Genomic DNA, 20115 nt, shown 5'->3' with positions numbered 1-20115 from the left:
GCCTTTGCGCGGCATCGTTGCCCCTGCAAAGCGCCGTAATATCTGTTATGGAGGTCGGCATCATCAGGACGCGAGTTCTGATTTCCGTTGCCCGATGCGCCATCATAAAGAGGACAGCCTGCTCATGACCGATCCGAAGATTTTCGCGGCGCGTTTCCCCGGTGACTTTCTCTTCGGAGTGGCAACTGCCGCCTTCCAGATCGAAGGTGCGACCAAGGTCGACGGGCGCAAGCCGTCGATCTGGGATGCTTTCTCCAACATGCCGGGGCGGGTGTTCAACCGCGACAACGGAGATGTCGCCTGTAACCACTACAATCGCCTGGAAGAAGATCTTGATCTGATCAAGGAAATGGGCGTTGAGGCCTATCGGTTCTCTATTGCCTGGCCGCGCATCATTCCGGAAGGCACCGGCCGCATTAACGAAAAGGGTCTGGATTTCTATGATCGGCTGGTCGATGGCTGCAAGGCGCGCGGTATCAAGACCTATGCGACGCTGTATCACTGGGATCTGCCGCTTTCACTGATGGGAGATGGGGGCTGGACGGCACGTACCACCGCTTACGCTTTCCAGCGTTACGCTAAGGTCGTCATGGCCCGGCTTGGTGACCGGCTGGACGCTGTCGCGACGTTCAACGAGCCGTGGTGCTCCGTATGGCTTTCGCATCTTTACGGCGTGCACGCGCCGGGCGAGCGCAACATGGAGGCGGCACTGGCCGCCATGCACACGACCAATCTTGCACATGGTCTTGCCGTCGAAGCGATCCGGCATGTGACGCCGAACGTGCCGGTCGGGCTGGTGCTCAACGCCCATTCCGTCATTCCCGGTTCCGAGACCCCCGAGGACAAGGCTGCGGCCGAGCGGGCCTTTGATTTCCATAACGGGGCCTTTTTCGGCCCGGTGTTCAAGGGGGAATATCCTGCATCCCTCATCGAGGCGCTCGACAGCCAGATGCCGAAAATCGAGGAGGGCGATCTTGCGATCATCAGCCAGAAACTCGACTGGTGGGGGCTCAACTATTACACACCGATGCGCGTGACCAACGATTCGGCCCAGGAAGCGATCTACCCCGCCACGCAGGGAGCGCCCTTCGTCAGCCAGAAGGTGACGGATATCGGTTGGGAAATCTACGCGCCGGCGATGAAGTCGCTGGTGGAGGATCTTTACCGTCGTTACGACCTGCCGGACTGCTACGTGACCGAGAACGGCGCTGCCTATAATATGGGGCCGCAGAAGGGCGAGATCAATGACCAGCCGCGACTGGATTATTATGTCGAACATCTCTCGGTCGTGGCGGATCTCGTTTCGGACGGTTATCCGGTGAAGGGTTATTTCGCCTGGAGCCTGATGGACAATTTCGAATGGGCTGAAGGTTACCGCATGCGCTTCGGCCTCGTTTACGTCGATTACGAAACCCAGGAACGGACGATCAAAAAGAGCGGAAAATGGTATCGCGAACTGGCGTCGCAATTTCCCGGCGGAAATCATCGGGTGGCTTGATAAAAGCCAGACGTAATAGGGGCTTAGGAAGAGTTTTTCGCTCGCTCGCCAATAATTGAAATTCCATCCCTAGGAATTAGGGTAGGGCCGGGGCATTGATCTGCCACCAACAAGGCTGCTAGGCCTTTTCCAAGAGAAAGCCGATCGAAATGCTCCGGAAAGTCACCTGTCATCGAATGTGCCGTCTGGGCGCGTGATCGAGCGGTATTCTCGCCGCCAAGAATGACCTGACTTAACTCGTGAGTTTCAAATGACCATCCAACATGCCGCGACAGCTGTCGCGCCGTCCGTCCGAGCGGAGGGAATAGACCAGGGGGCGTCTTCCGGCACTCCCATGGTTTCCTTCGAGGGCGTTACGAAGCGCTTTGGCGGTACGGGCGGCCAGCCCGCTTTCACGGCCCTTGACGGGATCGATTTCACCGTTGCACACGGCGCGATCACCGGCATTATCGGCCGCTCGGGCGCCGGCAAGTCGACGCTTATTCGTCTGGTCAATGGGCTTGAGAAGCCATCATCCGGCAAGGTCATCGTTGATGGTACGGAAGTCGGCGGTCTGCCTGAATCAGGCCTGCGGGATCTGCGTCGCCAGATCGGCATGATCTTCCAGCACTTCAATCTTCTGTCGTCGCGCACGGCCTATGACAATGTCGCGCTGCCGCTGGAAATTGCCGGCGTCGATGCCAGGACGATCAAGGCCAAGGTCGGGCCGCTGCTCGATCTCGTCGGTCTCGGCGACAAGGCCCGCAGCTATCCTTCCGAACTCTCGGGCGGCCAGAAGCAGCGTGTTGGCATTGCCCGCGCGCTGGCGACCGATCCGAAGCTTCTGCTTTCTGATGAAGCCACTTCGGCACTCGACCCGGAAACGACCCAGTCGATCCTCGAGCTTCTGAAGCGCATCAATGCCGAGCTTGGCCTGACCGTGCTTCTCATCACCCACGAGATGGAAGTGGTGAAGACGATCGCGACCGATGTTGCGGTGATCGACAAGGGCCTGATCGTCGAATCGGGCCGGGTCTTCGACGTCTATGCCGGCCCGAAACACGATACGACGCGGACACTGCTCGCTTCGTCTCTGGCGCTGCCGGAATGGCTGCGGACAGGTATCAAGCATTCCCCTTCGGCAGGCGACCGGGCGCTGGTGCGGCTTGTCTTCTTCGGAGAGACCGCTTTCCAGCCACTGACTGGCCGGCTCGTTGCCGAGCTTGGTTCCGACGTCAACATTCTCGCAGGCGGGATCGAGGAGATCGGCGGCAAGCCTTTCGGTTCCCTGGTCGTATCCTATTCCGCCGACCCCGCCGTCATCGAGCGGGCCAATCGCTTCTATGCCGAAACCGGCCTTTCCACGGAGGTGCTCGGTTATGTCGCCTGATATGATGCTGAACCTGATCCTGAAATCACTTGGTCAAACGCTGCAGATGGTTGCCGCCGCCGGAGTGATCGGTTCGCTGATCGGTCTGCCGATCGGCATCTTCCTGGCTACCAGCGGTCGGGGTGAGCTGTTCCCGGCTCCGACGATCAACCGCATCGTCGGCCTGATCATCAATGCGGCGCGCTCCACGCCCTTCATCATTCTCGTTGTTGCGATCATTCCGTTCACGCGACTGATTACAGGCACGTCGATCGGTACCTATGCGGCGATCGTGCCGCTGACGATCGCGACCATTCCCTTCTTCGCACGTCTCGTCGAGGCGGCGATCCGGGAGATCGACAAGGGGCTGATCGAGGCGGCCCGCGCCATGGGCGCGACACCGACGCAGATCGTCTTCAAGGTCCTGCTTGCGGAAGCCCGCCCTTCACTGATGGCGGCACTCACCATGACCATGGTCAGCCTTATCGGCTATTCGGCAATGGTCGGTGCTGTTGGCGGCGGCGGTCTCGGCGACCTTGGCATCCGCTACGGCTACCAGCGCTTCATGCCGGAAATGATGCTCGCCGTTGTCGTCGTGCTGATCGTACTCGTCCAGCTCGTCCAGAGCGCCGGCGATGCACTAGCCCGTCGTTTCGATAAACGTAACCGCAAGAACTGAGTGTTTCAGAGGGACAAGATAATGAAGAAACTGATTGTTGCGGCCACTCTTGCCGCTCTCTTCTCCACCGGTGCGGCGCTTGCTGAAACCAAGAAGGTCGGCGTGACGCCCGGTCCGCATGCGCAGATCGTCGAAAAGGTAAAGGAAGTCGCCGCCAAGAAGGGACTTCAACTCGATGTCGTTGAGTTCTCCGATTATGTCGTGCCGAACCAGGCGCTGTCGGATGGCGATATCGACATCAACTCGTTCCAGCACCAGCCTTATCTGGACAACCAGGTGAAGGAGCGGAAGCTCGATCTCGTGAGCGTGGCGAAGTCGGTCAACTTCCCGATGGCCGGTTACTCGAAGAAGATCAAGGCTCTGTCCGAGCTGAAGGACGGCGCATCGGTTGCCATCCCAAACGACCCGAGCAACGGTGCGCGCGCGCTTCTGCTGCTGGCCGACCAGAAGCTGATCACGCTCAAGGACGGTATCGGCGTGAAGGCCTCGGTTGCCGACATTAGCGAGAACCCGAAGAAGCTCAACATCGTCGAACTGGATGCCGCCCAGCTGCCGCGCTCGCTCGATGACGTCGATCTCGCCGCCATCACCACCAATTACGCGCTTGCCGCCGGCCTCAACCCGAAGACCGACGGGATTTTCCAGGAAAGCACCAAGGCTCCTTATGTCGGCGTCATCGCCGTTCGCGCCAAGGACAAGGATGCCGACTGGGTGAAGACCTTCGTCGAGAGCTATCACAGCGCGGAAGTGTCGGCCTTCATCGAAGAGAAGTTCAAGGGCGCGATCACGCCGACCTGGTAAGCACCAACGAATTGCGTTTCCGGCCACCTCCCAAGATACGAGGCCGGGAACGCCATAAACCCAATAAAATCGTGAGGAAACATCCAATGAAGAAGCTCGTACTCGCCGCCGCATTTGCGCTTGCTGCTGCAAGCTCGGCACTTGCCGAAGACATCAAGGTCGGCGTCACGCCGGGTGAACACGCCAATATCATGGAAAAGGTTGCCGCCGTCGCCAAGACCAAGGGCCTCAACATCGATATCATCGAGTTCTCCGATTATGTCGTGCCGAACCAGGCGCTGAACGACGGCGACATCCAGGCCAACTCGTTCCAGCACCAGCCCTATCTCGACAACCAGATCGCCGACCGCAAGTTCGATCTCGTTGCCATCGGCAAGACGATCACCACTCCGATGGGCGTCTATTCCAAGAAGGTGAAGAGCCTCGACGAACTGAAGGACGGCGACACCGTCGCCATCCCGAACGACCCGACCAATGGCGGCCGTGCGCTGCTGGTTCTGGCTTCGAAGGGCCTGATCAAGTTCAAGCCGGATGCCGGCATCAAGGTTACGCCTTCGGATATTATCGAGAACCCGAAGAAGATCGAATTCTCCGAATTGGACGCTGCCCAGCTGCCGCGTTCGCTCGATGACGTCGATGCCGCCGTCATCAACACGAACTACGCCATGGAAGCCGGCCTGAACCCGAAGAAGGATGCGATCGCCATCGAAGGCGAAAAGTCACCCTACGCCAACATCATCGTAGTACGCTCCGCCGACAAGGACGCTCCCTGGGCTAAGACGCTGGTCGAAGCCTATCACGACGAAAGCATCCGCAAGTTCATCAACGATGAATACAAGGGTGCGCTGATCCCGTCCTGGTAATCTGCTGCGAAGCAAAATATTGATCTGTTACAGCCCCTTACGCGAGAGAATGCGTAAGGGGCTTCTTTTTGACGTGGTATCTTCCACTTCAATCTTAACTGTATCTGAAGGAATACTCGCGATAAACTTCTGGTTTAGAGAGGGGTTCTATGGGGCTGTTATCATTCCGTTTCCGACGCCCCGTGAACGTTGGGCGCAAGTCTGCCGTGACTTCGATGCTCGGCGCCTTCGCCCTTGTCGTTTTTCTCGTCACCGTTTTCATTCTCACAGCTGTCAACCGGATCACCGACCACACCAACAATCTCGATGAGCAGCGGTCGCGTGCGACCACCAGCGGTGCCGTTCGGACCTTTCAGGATCAGCTTCATGCGACGCTGAACGACTATGCCGCCTGGGACGATGCGGCGAATTTCGTTTATGCGCCGGACGGGCAGGACTGGATCGTCAGTAATTTCGGCGACATGACCGTCAACAGCGATCTTTTCGACGTTGCGATGCTGCTGGACACCCATCGCAATGTTTTGATGGCCTATCAGGATGGTCATCCGGTCGATTGGGCGCCCGGCGACTATTTCGATTCATCGCTCTGGACACTTTTCGACAAGGCGCAGTCGGCCGGCCCGGAGAGCGTGCCGGAGGCGATCGGATTTATCGCTACCAGCAAGGGTGTTTCGGCGATCGGTGTAGCTCTTATCCGCGAGAAGTCGGGTGCTATCGACGTGTCTCCGGAAAACCGGCGCTATCTGGTTTTCGCACGCCATCTGAATGACGAGAAGGTTGCGGCACTCGGGGAGACTTATGTCATCGGCGGGTTGCATTTCGTCGGTGCAGATGAGGCGCTGCCCAATGCAGTCGAGATTCGCAACGTGCATGGTCGGCTTCTGGCAAAGCTTGGCTGGACGCCGCGCAAGCCGGGGGACATCAGCTATCTTCAGGTCCGCTCACTGGTTTACAGCGCGGTGGCCATGGTCGGGCTTTTCTTCCTGCTTCTGCTGGTTGCCGGAACGAATACTCTCAATCGACTGAAAGCTGATGAGGCCTCGGCGCGCCGTCTTGCGATGACCGACAGGCTGAGCGGTCTGCTCAACCGTACGGGGTTCTTCATGGCTCTCGATGACATGGTGGAGGAAGGCGCGCGCAGCGGGCAGAGCGTGACTATGCTTTATCTCGATCTCGACGGGTTCAAGGAAGTCAACGATGCCTATGGGCATGGTACCGGCGACACGCTGATCCGCAGCGTTGCGGCAGGGCTGAGGATCCTCGTGGGCGACGGGGCAGTGCTTGCCCGGGTCGGCGGAGACGAGTTTGCCATCGCAGTTCTTTCGGACGATCCGGGCCGTGAAACGGCGATGCTATGCGAGCGCATTCTCGGCTTTTTCGAGGAGCCCTTTACCATCGGTGAGCGGGTGGCCGTGATCGGGACGAGCATCGGCATCGCGATATCCGAGCGCGGCAGCGTTAATGGTGGAGAACTGGTCCGGCGCGCGGACATGGCGATGTATCGGGCCAAGGACAGCGGGCGCAGCCGCTTTGAGTATTACACGCCGGACATGGATGCCGAGCGGGAGGAGCGCCACAGGCTCGAAATTGACCTCAGGATCGCCATCGAACGGCAGGAGTTGACCGTTGTCTATCAGCCGGTGGTCTCTGCTCAGGATGGCAGGATCGTCGGGGTGGAGGCGCTGGCCCGCTGGAACCGCAGGGGCTATGGCGCGGTCTCCCCGGATGTCTTCATTCCGATCGCCGAAACCTCCGGCCTGATCGATCAGCTCGGTCTCTTTGTGTTACATCGTGCCTGCGAGACGGTGAAACGCTGGCCAGGCCTCAAGCTGTCGGTCAACATCTCTCCAGGGCAATTCCGCGACCCTGCGTTTCCGCAGAACGTTGCCTACGTACTTCGCCAGACCAAAGCTAGCCCCGCAGACATCACGTTGGAAATGACCGAAGGCTATTTCATCCAGAATGCCGACCGGGCGAAAACCTCGATGGCCGAGCTGCGGCGACTGGGCGTTCATATCGCACTCGACGATTTCGGCGCCGGCTTCTCGAGCGTCGGTTATCTCCGCCAGTTCGGTTTCGACCGCATGAAGATCGACAAATCGCTGATCCATGCACTCGATCAGGAACGGAGCGCGGTCGACCTTCTGCATGCGACGGTAGCGCTTGCGCGCTCGCTGGATATCCCAGTCACCGCCGAAGGTGTTGAGACAGATGCCCAGGTGCTGCAATTGCGGCTGACCGGCTGTGACCAGTTGCAGGGCTACCTGTTCGGTCAACCGATGTCGGCTGACGATATTGACAGCGTTTTCCGGCGCGATGAGCGCAGAGCGATATTTTCGCTGAGGTAAGGTTCTTCCTCGCCATTCATAGATGCCGCGGAACCTTGGCTTTGAGAAGCTCCACGAGCCTTGGATCCATGAACTGATAGTCATCGGGAATGTCGAGGCAGACAATGCGTGTGCCGTTCAGCGCGGCCCGGTATCGCGATTGAAGCTTGGCGCGGTGGGCGCGCTCCATCACGAAAATGATGTCGGCCCATTCGACGAGTTCGTGGGAAAGCGGGTTTTCGGCGTCGTTATTGGTCCCCGCCGAAGATGTCTCGACACCTGGCCAGTCGGCGAAGACCTGTTCTGCTGTCGGGCTGCGCAGCTTGTTCTGGCTGCAGACGAACAACACGTTTTTCACCGACCGGTCTCTCAGCTGCCGATATGCTTGACGCCACGCTTCTTGGCGAGGGCGATCTGGTGCTGCCGCTGGCGGTAGCGCAGGCGGTCGGCTTCGCTGCGCGTGTCATAGCAGTTGGAGCAGGAGACGCCTTCCTCGTATTTAGGAGAGGTGATCTCTTCTGCGGTGATAGGGTTGCGGCAGGCGTGGCAAAGCTTGTGATTGCCCTCTTTCAGGCCATGCTCGACCGAGACGCGTTCATCGAAGACGAAGCAGGCGCCTTCCCACAGGCTTTCCTCTTCCGGCACTTCCTCAAGATATTTGAGGATGCCGCCCTTCAAGTGATAGACCTCCTCGAAGCCTTCTTCCTTCATGAAGGCCGTCGCCTTTTCGCAGCGGATGCCTCCGGTGCAATACATGGCGATCTTCGGCTTGTTGTGCAGGCCGGTATTGTTGCGCACCCAGTCCGGAAACTCGCGGAAGGTCTTCGTATTCGGATCGACGGCACCCTTGAAGATGCCGATCGCGGTTTCGTATTCGTTGCGCGTGTCGATCAGGATCGTCTCGGGATCGGAAATCAGCGCGTTCCAGTCCTTCGGATCGACATAGGTGCCGACGATTTTGTTGGGGTCGATATCCTCGACGCCCATGGTGACGATCTCTTTCTTCGGCCGAACCTTCATGCGCAGGAAAGGCATCTTCGATGCGCGGCTTTCCTTGTGCTCCAGATTGGCGAATTCCGGCTGGGCGCGCAGATGGGCGAGCAGGCGGGCGATCGCATCGTCGGTGCCGGCAACGGTGCCGTTGATGCCTTCGCGGGCAATCAGCAAAGTACCCTTGATGCCGTTCTCGTCACAGAAAGCCTGAAGCGGCTCACGAAAATCCTCAAAACGCTCGAAACGGGCGAAGTGATACAGCGCCGCAACGAGGAAGCCATTGGTTGTTCCGTCGGTCGCCCGGGACCGAGATGTGATCTGATTGTCTGTCATGGGGCTCAAATACAGCGCTATCGCGCGCCACGCAACGCGGATTCTTCCTCCACCTTTCGAGGCTCAGCCGCGTTCCTGTTGGTCTTGCCGGAACTGGTTCCTGCCGCTCTCTCCCAAAGGAGTGCGATCAGGGCGGCCTCTTCCTTCGGTGTCTCTGCCAGCAGGCCTTGAGCCTTCTCCATCGCATCGCGCCGCAGCGTCTGCTGGCGATTGATGATTGCCGCGAGCAGGCGTGCAAGCCTGTCGCCACTGCCGAACAGGTTGGGCTCCTTGTCCGCCAATTCGGTCAGGACCGAGAGATCGTGCTCGTGGCCCAGAAGATCCACCAGCGTCTTGCATTCGTTCTGTTTCGCCTGCATCGCAGAGGGCCAGATCTCACGCAGAAGCGACAGGTGCATCCAATAGGCCTGCCCGCTCTTGCGCAGCTCGTGATAGCTTTCGGCGCCACCCTGCTTCTCGCATTCGCGCACCGCGGCATGGGCTTTCGCCAGCTGCTTCCTCCAGGCCTTTCCAAGGTGCTTTGCCGTCTTGCGCGGGGTATCTGAAAGGTTCAGGGCATCGAGCGCGTCGATCGCTTCGCGGCAACCCTCGATCGCTGAGGCGATCTTGGCGGGAAGGTCATGTTCTTCCGCAGCGATGCGATCCCTGCGGGCGGTGAGTGTCGTTCGTGCCGTTTCGAGCGCGGTTTTTTCTTCGGGAGAGGCCGCGAAGTCTGCCAGATAGGTTACGGTTTCGACAAGGGCGGTCGCATCGCGTACGGACGAGAGTTGCCGGGCGATATCGCGGATCCTGGCATTCTCCTGCCTGCGGAAATCAGGAGCATCCGGCTGGATGAGCCGGTAGAGGGAACGAACACGCTTGAAGCGCTTGCGGGCGTCGTGAATGGCTTCGTGCGGGCCGTCGGGCTGATCTTCGAGATAGCTGATCGCTTTCGAAAGCTGCTGCCGGGCGACGGAACAGAATTCGGCGGTGAAGGGTTCAGACGGCCGTAAACGGTAAGCCATGCACGAGTTCCTCGCTCAGGTCTTCAACTGCCATGTTGACGTTCGAATAACGCCGGTCACCGGTGATTTCCTTGCCTATCCAGTCGGGGAGGGGCGGCCGGTCCTTCTCGCTGGCAATCTCGACCTCTGCCACGACCAGACCGGCATAGGCGCCGGCATAGACGTCCACCTCCCAAGTATAGCCTTCATAAGGAACGAAGTAGCGGGTCTTTTCCAGAACGACGCCGAGGGCTTGCTCTGCCATTTCCTTGGCATCGGCAAGCGGGACGTCATATTCGAACTCGTCGCGGGCGAAGAGGTCGCGGCCGATCTTGATCGTCAGTTTCGCCCTTTCGCCATCCATGATGCGAACACGAACGGAACGATCCTTGCCGGAAGAAATGTAAGCCTGCAGGAAGCTGGAGGATGACGAGGCGCCGGAGCGCCAGCCGTCGGTTCTGACCAGATACTTACGCTCGATTTCCTTCGCCATGTCATCTACACCTGTCTTGGAACATCGGCAGCAACCTAGTGCAAACATGACGATTGGAAAATGCGTTCTGTCGCACCGCCCGGTTTTTTCTCGACAATGACCGTGCCGACGTTTATTTCCGGGCCATATTTTCAATCGTTTCAGGGAGAACGTGCATGGCTAGCAAAACCGAGAAAGTCCTTTCCATCCTCAAATTGCAGCCGGTCGTTCCGGTGCTGATCGTCGATGACGCCAAGTCGGCAGTTGATCTAGCCAAGGCACTTGTTGCCGGCGGCCTGCGAGCCATCGAAATCACCTTGCGCACGCCGGCGGCACTCGATGCCATCAAGGCGGTTGCTGCCGAAGTCGAAGGCGCCAATGTCGGTGCCGGCACCATTTTGAACTCGAAGGATTACGAAGCCGCCGTCAAGGCCGGCTCCACCTTCATCGTCTCGCCGGGCGTCGCACCGAGCGTTCTTGCCGCCGCCAAGGATTCTGCCGTTCCGCTTCTGCCGGGCACGGCAACGCCGAGCGAAGTCATGACACTGCGCGAAGCCGGTTATGACGTGATGAAGTTCTTTCCGGCCGAGCAGGCTGGTGGCGCCGCCATGCTGAAGGCCTGGTCCTCGCCGCTTGCAGGTACGTTCTTCTGCCCGACCGGTGGTATCTCGCTGAAGAATGCCAAGGATTACCTGTCGCTGCCGAACGTCGTTTGCGTCGGTGGCTCCTGGGTTGCTCCGAAGGAACTGGTTGCTGCAGGCGACTGGGCCGGCATCACCAAGCTCGCATCGGAAGCCTTCGCACTGAAGGGTTGAGATCACCGGGATTTTTCCCGGAGTATTCTGACAATTTCGTTATCGATGACGCGGGAAAATTGTTTTCCCGCGTTTTCGTTCTTATCTCCCACTCGAAATTCAACCGATAGGAGATATCGATGTTCGACGCGAAAAAGCTTCTCGACCAGTTCCTCGGGTCACAGGTTCCCGGGCGCTCGGGAAGCGGCAAATCCGGATCCGCCTCGGGATGGGCCGGGCAGGTGACGGACATCGCCAAGAATAATCCTCTGAAGACGGCCGGTATCGCTGCCGCCATTCTCGGCACCAAGACAGGCCGCAAGCTTGCCGGCAACGCGGTGACGATCGGCGGCATCGCCGCTGTCGCGGGCCTCGGTTATCTCGCCTACAAGAATTACAAGTCCGGGCAATCGCCGCAGACCGCGCCGCAGCCGCAGCCGAGTGCAGCCGAGCCGATTGCGCTGCCGCCGCCGGATTCCCCCTTCAGCCTCCAGTCGCCACAGCTTTCCAATGATTTCGCGTTGACACTCGTCCGGGCGATGATCGCTGCCGCCAAGGCTGACGGCCATATCGACCAAGCCGAGCGCGCCAATATCATGGAAAAGATCCATGCTGTCGATCTCGGGGCGGAAGCCGAAGCCTTCATTGCCGAGGAACTCGCCAATCCGGTCGATATCGACGATCTGGTGGCTGCTGCACGTACCGAGGAGCAGAAGGTCGAACTCTATACCGCAACAAGGCTGACGATCGATCCGGATACGAGGGCGGAGCGCGGTTATCTCGATATGCTTGCCGGCCGTCTCAATCTGCCCGACGCCTTGATCGACCATATCGACGCCACGGTTTCGTCGGCCAAGGTTGCGTCTCCGGCAGTTTAAAGAAGACACGGAATACGCGTATCGGTTGTGTTTTGTCGGAACAATTCTGGCTCCAGGTGCTTTTGTCGGCATTGAAAGGAGAAAGACGATGATGGAAACCGAGAAAATTCCGACCGATATCTGGCTGAAAGTGATGTGCGCGCTGATGATCAACGCCGTGCTCTTCGGCGCCGGCGTCATCACCGTTCTTTCGGTGCCGAGCTTTGCCGATCAGGCGAAATATCTGATCCCCGTGGTGATCGTAGCGAGCTTCGTGATCACTCCCTTGCTGTGCGGCTTTGTCGCTCGTCGCATGCGGATCAGAAACTGGAAGGCAGACCAGTGGCGCGAAGGGGATCTGATATCCGGATAACCTGGATTGACAGGAACGGGGGGCCGGTTCAGACCGGCTCCCTTGCCGGTCAGCCGTCTGCCCCGCCGATGCGGCGGCGGAAAAGGCCTTCAAGCTTTTTCCAGATGCTTTCGGGTTCGGGTGAGCCGATCATAAGGCGGCCTTCGCGGGTGATTGAGATTACCGCTCCCGTCGACCATTCTCCGCCATGATCGATGGTTATGAGCTTGTTGCGCGCCGCATCCTGAAAGAACGTTTCCGCCCCCAGAAATTCGTATTCATCTTCGGAAAGACAGAGGCGTCCCGAGCTTTCGGCGACATGGCCCAGCAATGTCAGCAGGCGAGGGTCTGTCGGAGATTTTTGCGGCAGGTTTACGGGCATCTTTTGCACCCCAAAATCTCAGCCGAATTTAAATCCATCCTTGACCAACAACAATATATCTGCCGAGCCAAATATTGATTGATGATAAATTGGGGACGAGGCACTCGCCCTCCGGCTCCACGCCCAGTGGCAGGTGTGGCATTGCCTTTGGGAGATCCCTGACTTAATCGTCGGGTAGCGAAACAAGGCCATTCCGATGCAAGATCTGAAAACCTATAAAGTTGCAGCTCCCAAGCCCGTTACCTTGACTGGCCGGTTCGTCACGCTCGAACCCTATGATCGCGACACGCATCTGCAGGCGCTCTGGGAAGCTCTGGGCGGCGAGGGGATCAACGATCTGATCCGGTATTTCCCTAACGAGGATTACGCCACGGCGGGCGAGTTCGGCGCATGGGTTGAGGGTGCGCAAGCCAATCTCAATTTCATCACGCTTGTGGCGCGGGAAAATGCGACCGGCAAGATCGTCGGGATGGCAAGTTACATGCGGCCCGATCCCAAAAATGGTGTCGTTGAAGTCGGTTCGGTGGCGCATGGCGAAGCGATGAAGCGTTCGCCGATGGCGACCGAACTGCATTACCTTATGGCAAAACATGTGTTCGAGGATCTCGGCTACCGCCGTTACGAATGGAAGTGCCATAACGAAAATGAGCCGAGCAAAAGAACGGCGATCCGTTATGGCTTCACCTTCGAAGGCGTGTTCCGTCAGCATGTGATTTCCCGCGGTGCCAACCGCGATACGGCATGGTTCTCGATGATCGACAGCGAGTGGCCTCTCATCAAGGCGGCATTCGAAGCCTGGCTTGCGCCGGAGAATTTTGATGCCGACGGTAGCCAGAAGCGGCGGCTGGAGGATATCCGCGCCGAAATCGCCAGCGCTTGAGGGTATGAGCATGAAGCCGGAGACGAGATCGCAGATGATTGCCGCGGCGCTGATCATGATCGGCGCCGTGGTGGTCATCTATTTCCTGCCGTCTCTGGTGCTTTGGATCGGCCAGTATTCGCCGGCGCTTGCCTTTATCGTCGGCGCGATCCTGCTGCTCGGTTTCTTCTGGATTTTCTGGCTGAGGGCGCGGTATCAGCGTCGGCGTTGACGTTACGCCTGTAGCGACGCGCCTAGCAGCGAGAGTCCCACCAGCAGAACGAAAAGCGCGCCGCCGATCTCGATCGCATGGCCGACGCGGCGGCCTGTTTTTGAACCGGGTCCAGCAACCTTGAGAGCTATATCCTTGGCGCCGACCGCGAGTGAGGCGAGGATCGTAACGGTGATCGCCGTGCCGAGCGACATTGCCAGCACCGACAGGATGCCGCCGAGATAAAGGCCGTTCAGCAGCGAAAAGCTCATGACGAGAATGGCGCCGGAGCAGGGGCGCAGGCCGACTGCGATGATCGCCGACCAGGCTTCCTTGAGACTGAAATCCTTGCCGTCCAGCATTTTCGGATCGGGCATGTGGCTGACACCGCAGGCCTCGCAATAGTCGCCGTCGCCTTCATAGTCATGGTCGTCGACTTCGACCGCCTTGAAATTCAGGCCGGTAGAGCTGCGGCTTGCGGCGGGTCCATCGAACAGTGTGCCGGTTGCGGGGGCGGCGTCCGGGACACGCACGACCCGTAGTTTCAGCGCGCGAAGCTTTTTCACCAACAGCCAGGCGCCGAAGAGGGCGACCATGGCGAAGCTTGCGACTTCCATCGCCCATGTCGCCTTTGTCATGGTGATGCCCGAGCCGCGCAGGACGACGAAGGCGGCGCCAACGACGAGGATCGCGACCATCCCCTGGAGAAGCGCCGAGATAAACGAGATGGCAACGCCGCGGCGCAGTTCCACTTCATTGGCGATCATGTAGGAGGAAATGACCGCCTTGCCGTGACCGGGGCCGGCGGCGTGGAAGACGCCATAGGCGAAGGATAGGCCGATCAGGCCTGCCAAGGCGGAAGGGTCTTCCCGCATCGCTTTCAGCGAGCCGGTCAGGGCGCGATAAAAGGATTGCTGGTAGTAATTGATCCAGCTGAGATAGGGTGCGAACGGCCCGCCGACAGAGAATGAAGGTTCCGCCGAACCGACCCCCAGGGGCGACTGGGCGTGAACGGCGCTGGCGAGATAGAGGCTGGCAAAGGCCGCAGCGGCAAAGGCTGCCGCTACACCGAGCCTTGGAGATTTCAGCATGTCAGCTCCAGACGGGTCGCAAACATTTTCGACATGTCGGTTCCGGTCGGATCGTTGAAGAATGCGTCGGTCAGCGAGGCGCTGTTTTGGGAGAGGACCTCGTCGGGATCCGGACGGATGACTTTGTGCTGGCATTTGGCGAAGGCGGGGCCTTCGGCCACCAGGTCCTTGTCGGTCGGAAAGTCGATCGCGGTATACATGGTCGGGTCGTAGATACCGAAGGTCAGCCTGCCCTTGAGCGGCATCGGCTTGTCCGGTTTGACCGAGAAGAAGACGAGGATCTGCCCATCCTTGAAGGTGACGTGGATCACGTCCGGTTTTTGCACGCCGACAGTCGCGCCATTCACCGTCAAAGTGGTGAAGTAGTGGTAGTCGCCAAGCGAAGTGCGCATCGTCTCGCCGAGTTCCGCCAGCTCGCTTTCGTCCAGTTTCAGATCGGTGTTCTTGTCGAAATCCAGCAACACGCTGGACGAGAAGACCTCGTCGAAACGCCAGACATTGCGCAGCTCCTGCACCATGCCATCCGGCCCGCCCATTACTTCCAGCCGCGATTCGACAAAAATGTGGGGGTGGGCCGAGGCGGCATAAGGCAGCGTGCAGGCTGCAAGGGCAGTGATGATCGCAAGTCTTTTTTTCATTCGGTCCGGCGCCCTATATTCGTCCCGTGTCATCTGGTCAGCCTGCTGTGCCGTTGAAATGGGACGGAATTTCGACTCACATGTTACACAATTACTGTGACATCTACTGCGTCATCGCGCCTGGCGGAACCAGTTGGCGAGGTAATCGACGAAGCTTCTGACCTTGGCCGGCAGATAGCGGCGATGCGGATAAACGGCGTAGATGCCGCGATCCTTGATGATGTAGTCATCGAAAAGCGTGACGAGCTCGCCGGACTGGATATAGGCGTTGGCGATGAAATCCGGGATGATCGCGACGCCGAGCCCCGCGCGAGCGGCCCGCAATGTCGCCTGCGGGCTGTTGACCTCGATCGGGCCTGACACGCCGACGGATAAAGTCGAGCCGTCCTTTTCGACGAAACGGATATTGTTGTGCCCGCGCGTGTTGGTATCGATGATAAAGGGGACATTGCTCAATTGCTGCGGATGTTCCAGCGGACCGTATTGCGCGACGATATCGGCGGTCGCGACGGCATGTACACGGAAATCATTGAGCTTTTTTGCGATCATGCCGGAATCTTCCAGACGGGTGATGCGGATGGCCAGATCGAAATTTTCCTCGATCAGATCGACGAACCGGTCGTCAGCGACGATTTCCAGCTGAACATCGGGATGAGCCTTGGCAAAATCGATCAGCGACTGGCCGACATCGGCATCGATAAAAGTGCGCGGCACGGAAACGCGCAAGCGGCCTTTCAGGTCCGCATTGCCTTCGCGCACCAGGTCGGCAAGGTTGTCGATCTCCTTCAGGATATCCGAGGCACTGCGGTAATAGGTGTGGCCGGCTTCGGTGAGGGAAAACTGACGCGTCGTGCGGTTCAAAAGCAGCGCGCCGAGATCATCCTCCAACTCGCGGACATATTTGGAAAGAAGCGCCTTGGAGCGGCCGGTACGGCGCGCGGCGGCGGAAAAACCCTCGGCTTCGACCACATCGATGAAGGCGCGCATGCGGGTGAGGGTGTCCAAGGGATGTCTCCTGAATATTGAACGAAAGCGGCTGCTTCGTTCGATGTTTATGGACCAATGTAAAAATATGGTCGAGCGTAAAAAATCTCTTGATTATGACTGCGAATATTCTTATTTCCCGCTTTGCCCAAAGTCGCACGTGCCCATGGGTGTCCGCCGACCCTCGAATTGAGATCTATCTCTAAGGTGAGGTCATCGGTAAGGTACCTGGAACTAACCCCTCCAGTCGCTATTCCGGCCAACCGGAAAATGCGAGGACATCTGAAGCAACGACGGTGCGGGCCTTTCTAGTCTCTGCAGGCTTTCCATCAGCTTGCAATTCTGAAGAGGCACACCATCATTGCCGGAAGTGCGGTAGGGACAACCCTCCAATCCAAGGCAGACAAAGCCGGATCAAAGCTCGTGGCAGGGCGTTGGTCTACATATCGCGCGGTAAAGCGTGCTCACGGTACCAGTGTCTCCAACTACTGGCGCCGAGCGCATTCTTATCCGTCCTTTGTCCTCCGGTTCGTAGCCGGAGCTTTGAGATTTCGAAGGGACTGACCCATGACCACTGCTCGCATCCTCGACTTCATCAAGACCCGACGTCCGGAAGGTCCGTGCCTCGTTGTCGATCTCGATGTCGTTCGCGACAATTTCCATGCGTTCCGTCATGCCCTGCCGGACAGTTCCATTTATTACGCGGTCAAGGCAAACCCGGAACCGGCAATCCTCAAGCTGCTCGCCTCTCTCGGCTCGAGCTTCGATTGCGCTTCCGTCGCCGAAATCCAGATGGCTCTCGACGCCGGTGCAACTGCCGACCGCATCTCCTTCGGCAACACGATCAAGAAGGAACGCGATATCGCCCGTGCACACGCACTCGGCGTCGGTCTCTTCGCTGTCGACAGCCATGAGGAAGTCGAAAAGATTTCCCGCGCTGCGCCGGGTGCCAAAGTATTCTGCCGCGTTCTTACCGATGGCGAAGGCGCCGAATGGCCGCTGTCGCGCAAGTTCGGCTGCGTGCCGCAGATGGCCGTCGATGTTCTCGTCTACGCTCACCAGATGGGTCTTGAAAGCTACGGCGTGTCCTTCCATGTCGGCTCGCAGATGACCAAGGTCGATGCCTGGGATTCGGCTCTTGCCGATGCCAAGCGCGTCTTCGCATCGCTGGCCAAGCAGGGCATCGTCCTGCAGATGGTCAACATGGGCGGCGGCTTCCCGACCAAGTACCTGCGCGACATCCCGAAGGCCGAGGAATACGGCCAGGCGATCTCCAACTCGCTGCGCAAGCACTTCGGCAACAACCTGCCGAAGACGATCATCGAGCCGGGTCGCGGCATGGTCGGCAATGCAGGCGTCATCAAGGCGGAAGTCGTGCTCGTTTCGCGCAAGTCGGACAATGACAACCACCGCTGGGTCTTCCTCGACATCGGCAAGTTCGGCGGTCTCGCTGAAACCATGGACGAGGCTATCCGTTACCCGATCCGCACCGAGCGTGACGGCGACGAGATGGAGCCTTGCGTGCTTGCCGGACCGACCTGCGATTCGGCTGACGTCATGTACGAAAAGAACATGTATCCGCTGCCGATCTCTCTTTCGATCGGCGACGATGTTCTGATCGAAGGCACCGGCGCCTACACGACGACCTATTCGGCCGTCGCCTTCAACGGTTTCGAGCCGCTCAAGGCATACGTTATCTAAGGCACTTCTGCCGACAGTTTCGCGGTTCCCGAACCTCCAGCCGGGGGCCGCAAATCCACAACGAAACCTCGATACCGTCTGAAACGGTTTTAAGTGCGGGAGGCCCAGATATGGCCACTGTTCTTGATTCTGTCCGCGCATTCTTTGCGCCGAGCCAAACCTACACGATCGACATGGAAACTCCGGCCGATGTCGTCGCGCGCGAGACATTGCTCGATCGCGCCATGGGCACCGAACGCCGCAAGAAGTCGTCTGAAAAGATCCGCCGCAACCGCCTCCCGGCGGAAGGTCTGGCGCTGGTCGCCCGCGATGGTGACGGCCACCTGATCGGTACGGTTCGCCTGTGGAACATCGAGGCGGGCATTTCGCCGGAAGGTAATCCGATCGAGGCGCTGTTGCTCGGCCCGCTCGCGGTCTCCGCGGATCAGGAAGGCAAAGGCATTGGTGGGGCGCTGATGCGTGCCGCCATTGCAGAGGCGTATAACCGTGGCCATGGAGCCATCCTGCTGGTCGGCGACGCTCCCTATTATGAGAGATTCGGCTTTTTTGCCGAGAAGACTGCGCATCTCGTCATGCCAGGCCCTTTTCAGCGCGACCGTTTTCTGGCGCTGGAACTGAAGGCAGGCTGGCTTGAAGGTGCAGCGGGCATGATCGTTGCGAGCGGTCGCAAGCTGGCCTGAAATAGAATTGTTCAGCAAAAAGGCCTCGTGGCCGCTCCGATCATCCCGAAGCCCCGCCTCCAGTTCCGGAGGCGGGGCTTTTCCTTTGCGGCATCTCGTGGAGCTAGAGGAAATCAGCGGCGCATCGCCACTGCGTCATTTAGGCAACAATCGCCGCCTCCTTGATTAGTGGATGAGTACACTTGATCTCGATCAAGTGTCTGCAACTGCACGAGTTTTAGACCTTTTCCAGAAGATTTAGGCAGGCTGGAAGGAGAGGTTTTATGACAATCAGCAGCAGGAACTATGCGCGTTGGATGGTGGGGATCAGCGCGGGCTTTTTCGCATTCGGGGCCGCAGCCGCGGACATGGCGCCCGCCCAGGTCGCGCCCGTTGCAGAAGAAGTGATTTCCTCTCCGAGCCCGTGGCAGATCCGTGTACGCGCGCTTGGCGTCATCACCAGGGATAGCGGTTCGGTTGATCAGAGCAGCGCTTACGGGCTGGAATATAGCGATACAGTCATTCCGGAACTGGATATCAGCTACTTCTTCACCGACAACATTGCCGCAGAACTGATCCTCGGCACGACCTATGCCAAGATCAACACGACCGGTGCTGCAGATCTGGATGTGGGCAAGGCCTGGCTTCTGCCGCCGACGCTGACGCTGCAGTATCACTTTACCGATTTCGGCGCGTTCAAGCCGTATGTCGGTGCGGGCATCAATTACTCGATGTTCTACAATCAGTCCGACAAGGGTGGCTTCAAGAACCTCGACGTCAAGAATGACTTCGGCTGGGCTCTGCAGGCTGGTTTCGACTACATGCTCGACGAGCATTGGGGTATCAATTTCGACGTGAAGAAGATCTTCCTCGAAACGGATTGGAAAGTTGATAACAGCCCGCTGGGTGTTCCGCTTTCGGGCAAAGCCAAGATCGATCCGTGGCTGATCGGTGCAGGTGTGACCTACCGCTTCTGATAGAAGAAAAGGGCGGGGGTATTAGTGCGGCGCGATTTTATCGCGCCGCTTTTTTATTTTCAGTCGAGAGTGTTCAGGTCCCGGCCGGTGCGCGATAGGCTTCAGGAATGACGAAAATCTCGTCGGCACGGCCATAGCCCCCATCCTTGACTTCCTCGATCAGCACCATCGTGTGGGGGCGGGCGGCCTCGCTCATGTATTCGACCAGCATATCGGTCGTACGGTGCACGATCTCTCGCTTCTGGGCCTTGGTCAGTGCGCCTTCCGGGGTCTTGATATTGACGAACGGCATCGGGGTTTTCCTTCCTATTCG

23 protein-coding genes are annotated in these 20115 nt (G+C 58.7%); 14 read left to right on the top strand and 9 right to left on the bottom strand.

Features of this window, described 5'->3' with window-relative positions:
• The first annotated feature begins 124 nt into the window (after positions 1-124).
• From JZX87_RS01610 to JZX87_RS01585, 6 genes are all read left to right on the top strand, one after another.
• Positions 125-1498, top strand: a complete 1374-nt coding sequence (locus tag JZX87_RS01610; protein WP_206823183.1) for a GH1 family beta-glucosidase — start codon at positions 125-127, stop codon at positions 1496-1498.
• Positions 1499-1832: 334 nt separating this feature from the next.
• A complete protein-coding gene (locus JZX87_RS01605; protein WP_286194100.1) occupies positions 1833-2867 on the top strand; it encodes a methionine ABC transporter ATP-binding protein in 1035 nt (344 codons plus the stop codon).
• Positions 2857-3525 carry a methionine ABC transporter permease gene (locus JZX87_RS01600; protein ID WP_183990688.1) on the top strand — a complete coding sequence of 223 codons (669 nt, stop codon included), beginning with the start codon at positions 2857-2859 and terminating at the stop codon, positions 3523-3525. Before JZX87_RS01605 ends, JZX87_RS01600 begins: the two co-directional genes overlap by 11 nt.
• A gap of 21 nt (positions 3526-3546) precedes the next feature.
• Positions 3547-4326 (top strand): MetQ/NlpA family ABC transporter substrate-binding protein, encoded by a 780-nt coding sequence (locus tag JZX87_RS01595; RefSeq protein WP_206823178.1) that lies wholly within the window; start codon positions 3547-3549, stop codon positions 4324-4326.
• Between the two features lie 86 nt (positions 4327-4412).
• Positions 4413-5189, top strand: coding sequence for a MetQ/NlpA family ABC transporter substrate-binding protein (locus JZX87_RS01590; RefSeq protein ID WP_148143321.1), 777 nt, complete (start codon positions 4413-4415; stop codon positions 5187-5189).
• Between the two features lie 149 nt (positions 5190-5338).
• A complete protein-coding gene (locus JZX87_RS01585; RefSeq protein ID WP_206823176.1) occupies positions 5339-7537 on the top strand; it encodes a bifunctional diguanylate cyclase/phosphodiesterase in 2199 nt (732 codons plus the stop codon).
• Positions 7538-7553: 16 nt separating this feature from the next.
• Here the strand turns inward: JZX87_RS01585 and JZX87_RS01580 are convergent, their stop codons facing one another.
• The 4 genes from JZX87_RS01580 to JZX87_RS01565 are packed head-to-tail and all read right to left on the bottom strand — an operon-like array spanning position 7554 to position 10318.
• Positions 7554-7874: a low molecular weight protein tyrosine phosphatase family protein gene (locus JZX87_RS01580; RefSeq protein WP_206823174.1), complete on the bottom strand. Its 321-nt coding sequence runs from the start codon at positions 7872-7874 to the stop codon at positions 7554-7556.
• Between the two features lie 11 nt (positions 7875-7885).
• Complete coding sequence (gene trhO, locus JZX87_RS01575) at positions 7886-8842, bottom strand: oxygen-dependent tRNA uridine(34) hydroxylase TrhO (RefSeq protein WP_206823172.1); 957 nt, start codon at positions 8840-8842, stop codon at positions 7886-7888.
• A 17-nt stretch (positions 8843-8859) separates the two neighbouring features.
• The gene (locus JZX87_RS01570; RefSeq protein WP_206823169.1) at positions 8860-9846 is read right to left on the bottom strand and encodes a CHAD domain-containing protein; all 987 of its coding nucleotides are present in this window, start codon (positions 9844-9846) and stop codon (positions 8860-8862) included.
• The gene (locus JZX87_RS01565) at positions 9821-10318 is read right to left on the bottom strand and encodes a CYTH domain-containing protein (protein ID WP_148143335.1); all 498 of its coding nucleotides are present in this window, start codon (positions 10316-10318) and stop codon (positions 9821-9823) included. Before JZX87_RS01565 ends, JZX87_RS01570 begins: the two co-directional genes overlap by 26 nt.
• 155 nt (positions 10319-10473) lie before the next feature.
• Between JZX87_RS01565 and JZX87_RS01560 the strand changes: the two genes are divergently transcribed.
• From JZX87_RS01560 to JZX87_RS01550, 3 genes are all read left to right on the top strand, one after another.
• Entirely contained in the window at positions 10474-11112 is a 639-nt protein-coding gene (locus tag JZX87_RS01560; protein ID WP_148143337.1) for a 2-dehydro-3-deoxy-phosphogluconate aldolase, read from the top strand.
• Between the two features lie 119 nt (positions 11113-11231).
• Positions 11232-11969 (top strand): tellurite resistance TerB family protein, encoded by a 738-nt coding sequence (locus tag JZX87_RS01555; RefSeq protein WP_148143340.1) that lies wholly within the window; start codon positions 11232-11234, stop codon positions 11967-11969.
• Positions 11970-12057: 88 nt separating this feature from the next.
• Entirely contained in the window at positions 12058-12321 is a 264-nt protein-coding gene (locus JZX87_RS01550) for a hypothetical protein (RefSeq protein ID WP_286194019.1), read from the top strand.
• Positions 12322-12370: 49 nt separating this feature from the next.
• On the opposite strand, the gene JZX87_RS01545 is transcribed toward JZX87_RS01550, so the two are convergent.
• The gene (locus JZX87_RS01545) at positions 12371-12682 is read right to left on the bottom strand and encodes a hypothetical protein (protein ID WP_206823166.1); all 312 of its coding nucleotides are present in this window, start codon (positions 12680-12682) and stop codon (positions 12371-12373) included.
• Positions 12683-12878: 196 nt separating this feature from the next.
• Between JZX87_RS01545 and JZX87_RS01540 the strand changes: the two genes are divergently transcribed.
• Both JZX87_RS01540 and JZX87_RS01535 read left to right on the top strand, forming a co-directional pair.
• Positions 12879-13562: a GNAT family N-acetyltransferase gene (locus JZX87_RS01540; RefSeq protein WP_206823163.1), complete on the top strand. Its 684-nt coding sequence runs from the start codon at positions 12879-12881 to the stop codon at positions 13560-13562.
• Positions 13563-13572: 10 nt separating this feature from the next.
• The gene (locus tag JZX87_RS01535) at positions 13573-13773 is read left to right on the top strand and encodes a hypothetical protein (protein ID WP_148143347.1); all 201 of its coding nucleotides are present in this window, start codon (positions 13573-13575) and stop codon (positions 13771-13773) included.
• Positions 13774-13775: 2 nt separating this feature from the next.
• On the opposite strand, the gene JZX87_RS01530 is transcribed toward JZX87_RS01535, so the two are convergent.
• The 3 genes from JZX87_RS01530 to JZX87_RS01520 all read right to left on the bottom strand — a co-directional run bounded on the left by JZX87_RS01530 (position 13776) and on the right by JZX87_RS01520 (position 16486).
• Complete coding sequence (locus JZX87_RS01530) at positions 13776-14843, bottom strand: nickel/cobalt transporter (RefSeq protein WP_206823161.1); 1068 nt, start codon at positions 14841-14843, stop codon at positions 13776-13778.
• Positions 14837-15481 (bottom strand): DUF1007 family protein, encoded by a 645-nt coding sequence (locus JZX87_RS01525; RefSeq protein ID WP_206823158.1) that lies wholly within the window; start codon positions 15479-15481, stop codon positions 14837-14839. The genes JZX87_RS01530 and JZX87_RS01525 overlap by 7 nt, the downstream gene beginning before the upstream one ends.
• Positions 15482-15592: 111 nt before the next feature.
• Complete coding sequence (locus tag JZX87_RS01520; RefSeq protein ID WP_148143353.1) at positions 15593-16486, bottom strand: LysR family transcriptional regulator; 894 nt, start codon at positions 16484-16486, stop codon at positions 15593-15595.
• A 546-nt stretch (positions 16487-17032) separates the two neighbouring features.
• Between JZX87_RS01520 and odc2 the strand changes: the two genes are divergently transcribed.
• The 3 genes from odc2 to JZX87_RS01505 all read left to right on the top strand — a co-directional run bounded on the left by odc2 (position 17033) and on the right by JZX87_RS01505 (position 19802).
• Positions 17033-18166, top strand: a complete 1134-nt coding sequence (gene odc2, locus JZX87_RS01515; RefSeq protein WP_206823155.1) for an ornithine/lysine decarboxylase — start codon at positions 17033-17035, stop codon at positions 18164-18166.
• 110 nt (positions 18167-18276) lie between these two features.
• Positions 18277-18846, top strand: coding sequence for a GNAT family N-acetyltransferase (locus tag JZX87_RS01510; protein WP_206823152.1), 570 nt, complete (start codon positions 18277-18279; stop codon positions 18844-18846).
• Between the two features lie 296 nt (positions 18847-19142).
• Positions 19143-19802: an OmpW/AlkL family protein gene (locus tag JZX87_RS01505; RefSeq protein WP_286194099.1), complete on the top strand. Its 660-nt coding sequence runs from the start codon at positions 19143-19145 to the stop codon at positions 19800-19802.
• A 73-nt stretch (positions 19803-19875) separates the two neighbouring features.
• On the opposite strand, the gene JZX87_RS01500 is transcribed toward JZX87_RS01505, so the two are convergent.
• Positions 19876-20094, bottom strand: a complete 219-nt coding sequence (locus JZX87_RS01500; RefSeq protein ID WP_206823147.1) for a tautomerase family protein — start codon at positions 20092-20094, stop codon at positions 19876-19878.
• Positions 20095-20115: the final 21 nt, after the last annotated feature.

Origin of the sequence: Agrobacterium sp. Ap1 (assembly GCF_017313375.1) — a bacterium.
GTDB classification, from domain to species: domain Bacteria; phylum Pseudomonadota; class Alphaproteobacteria; order Rhizobiales; family Rhizobiaceae; genus Neorhizobium; species Neorhizobium cellulosilyticum.
The sequence above is the reverse complement of the archived record's forward strand: the minus strand, read 5'-3'. Positions and strand labels throughout refer to the sequence as shown.

What these genes read in the sequence shown, in the direction of transcription:
- JZX87_RS01595 (WP_206823178.1), top strand. Translation starts at nt 3,547, where the DNA reads ATGAAGAAACTGATTGTTGCGGCCACTCTTGCCGCTCTCTTCTCCACC.
- JZX87_RS01610 (WP_206823183.1), top strand. Translation starts at nt 125, where the DNA reads ATGACCGATCCGAAGATTTTCGCGGCGCGTTTCCCCGGTGACTTTCTC.
- JZX87_RS01530 (WP_206823161.1), bottom strand. Translation starts at nt 14,843, where the DNA reads ATGCTGAAATCTCCAAGGCTCGGTGTAGCGGCAGCCTTTGCCGCTGCG.
- JZX87_RS01605 (WP_286194100.1), top strand. Translation starts at nt 1,833, where the DNA reads ATGGTTTCCTTCGAGGGCGTTACGAAGCGCTTTGGCGGTACGGGCGGC.
- JZX87_RS01505 (WP_286194099.1), top strand. Translation starts at nt 19,143, where the DNA reads ATGGTGGGGATCAGCGCGGGCTTTTTCGCATTCGGGGCCGCAGCCGCG.
- trhO (WP_206823172.1), bottom strand. Translation starts at nt 8,842, where the DNA reads ATGACAGACAATCAGATCACATCTCGGTCCCGGGCGACCGACGGAACA.
- JZX87_RS01540 (WP_206823163.1), top strand. Translation starts at nt 12,879, where the DNA reads ATGCAAGATCTGAAAACCTATAAAGTTGCAGCTCCCAAGCCCGTTACC.
- JZX87_RS01550 (WP_286194019.1), top strand. Translation starts at nt 12,058, where the DNA reads ATGATGGAAACCGAGAAAATTCCGACCGATATCTGGCTGAAAGTGATG.
- JZX87_RS01600 (WP_183990688.1), top strand. Translation starts at nt 2,857, where the DNA reads ATGTCGCCTGATATGATGCTGAACCTGATCCTGAAATCACTTGGTCAA.
- JZX87_RS01510 (WP_206823152.1), top strand. Translation starts at nt 18,277, where the DNA reads ATGGCCACTGTTCTTGATTCTGTCCGCGCATTCTTTGCGCCGAGCCAA.
- JZX87_RS01555 (WP_148143340.1), top strand. Translation starts at nt 11,232, where the DNA reads ATGTTCGACGCGAAAAAGCTTCTCGACCAGTTCCTCGGGTCACAGGTT.
- JZX87_RS01500 (WP_206823147.1), bottom strand. Translation starts at nt 20,094, where the DNA reads ATGCCGTTCGTCAATATCAAGACCCCGGAAGGCGCACTGACCAAGGCC.
- JZX87_RS01535 (WP_148143347.1), top strand. Translation starts at nt 13,573, where the DNA reads ATGAAGCCGGAGACGAGATCGCAGATGATTGCCGCGGCGCTGATCATG.
- JZX87_RS01545 (WP_206823166.1), bottom strand. Translation starts at nt 12,682, where the DNA reads ATGCCCGTAAACCTGCCGCAAAAATCTCCGACAGACCCTCGCCTGCTG.
- JZX87_RS01525 (WP_206823158.1), bottom strand. Translation starts at nt 15,481, where the DNA reads ATGAAAAAAAGACTTGCGATCATCACTGCCCTTGCAGCCTGCACGCTG.
- JZX87_RS01590 (WP_148143321.1), top strand. Translation starts at nt 4,413, where the DNA reads ATGAAGAAGCTCGTACTCGCCGCCGCATTTGCGCTTGCTGCTGCAAGC.
- JZX87_RS01570 (WP_206823169.1), bottom strand. Translation starts at nt 9,846, where the DNA reads ATGGCTTACCGTTTACGGCCGTCTGAACCCTTCACCGCCGAATTCTGT.
- JZX87_RS01585 (WP_206823176.1), top strand. Translation starts at nt 5,339, where the DNA reads ATGGGGCTGTTATCATTCCGTTTCCGACGCCCCGTGAACGTTGGGCGC.
- JZX87_RS01560 (WP_148143337.1), top strand. Translation starts at nt 10,474, where the DNA reads ATGGCTAGCAAAACCGAGAAAGTCCTTTCCATCCTCAAATTGCAGCCG.
- odc2 (WP_206823155.1), top strand. Translation starts at nt 17,033, where the DNA reads ATGACCACTGCTCGCATCCTCGACTTCATCAAGACCCGACGTCCGGAA.
- JZX87_RS01565 (WP_148143335.1), bottom strand. Translation starts at nt 10,318, where the DNA reads ATGGCGAAGGAAATCGAGCGTAAGTATCTGGTCAGAACCGACGGCTGG.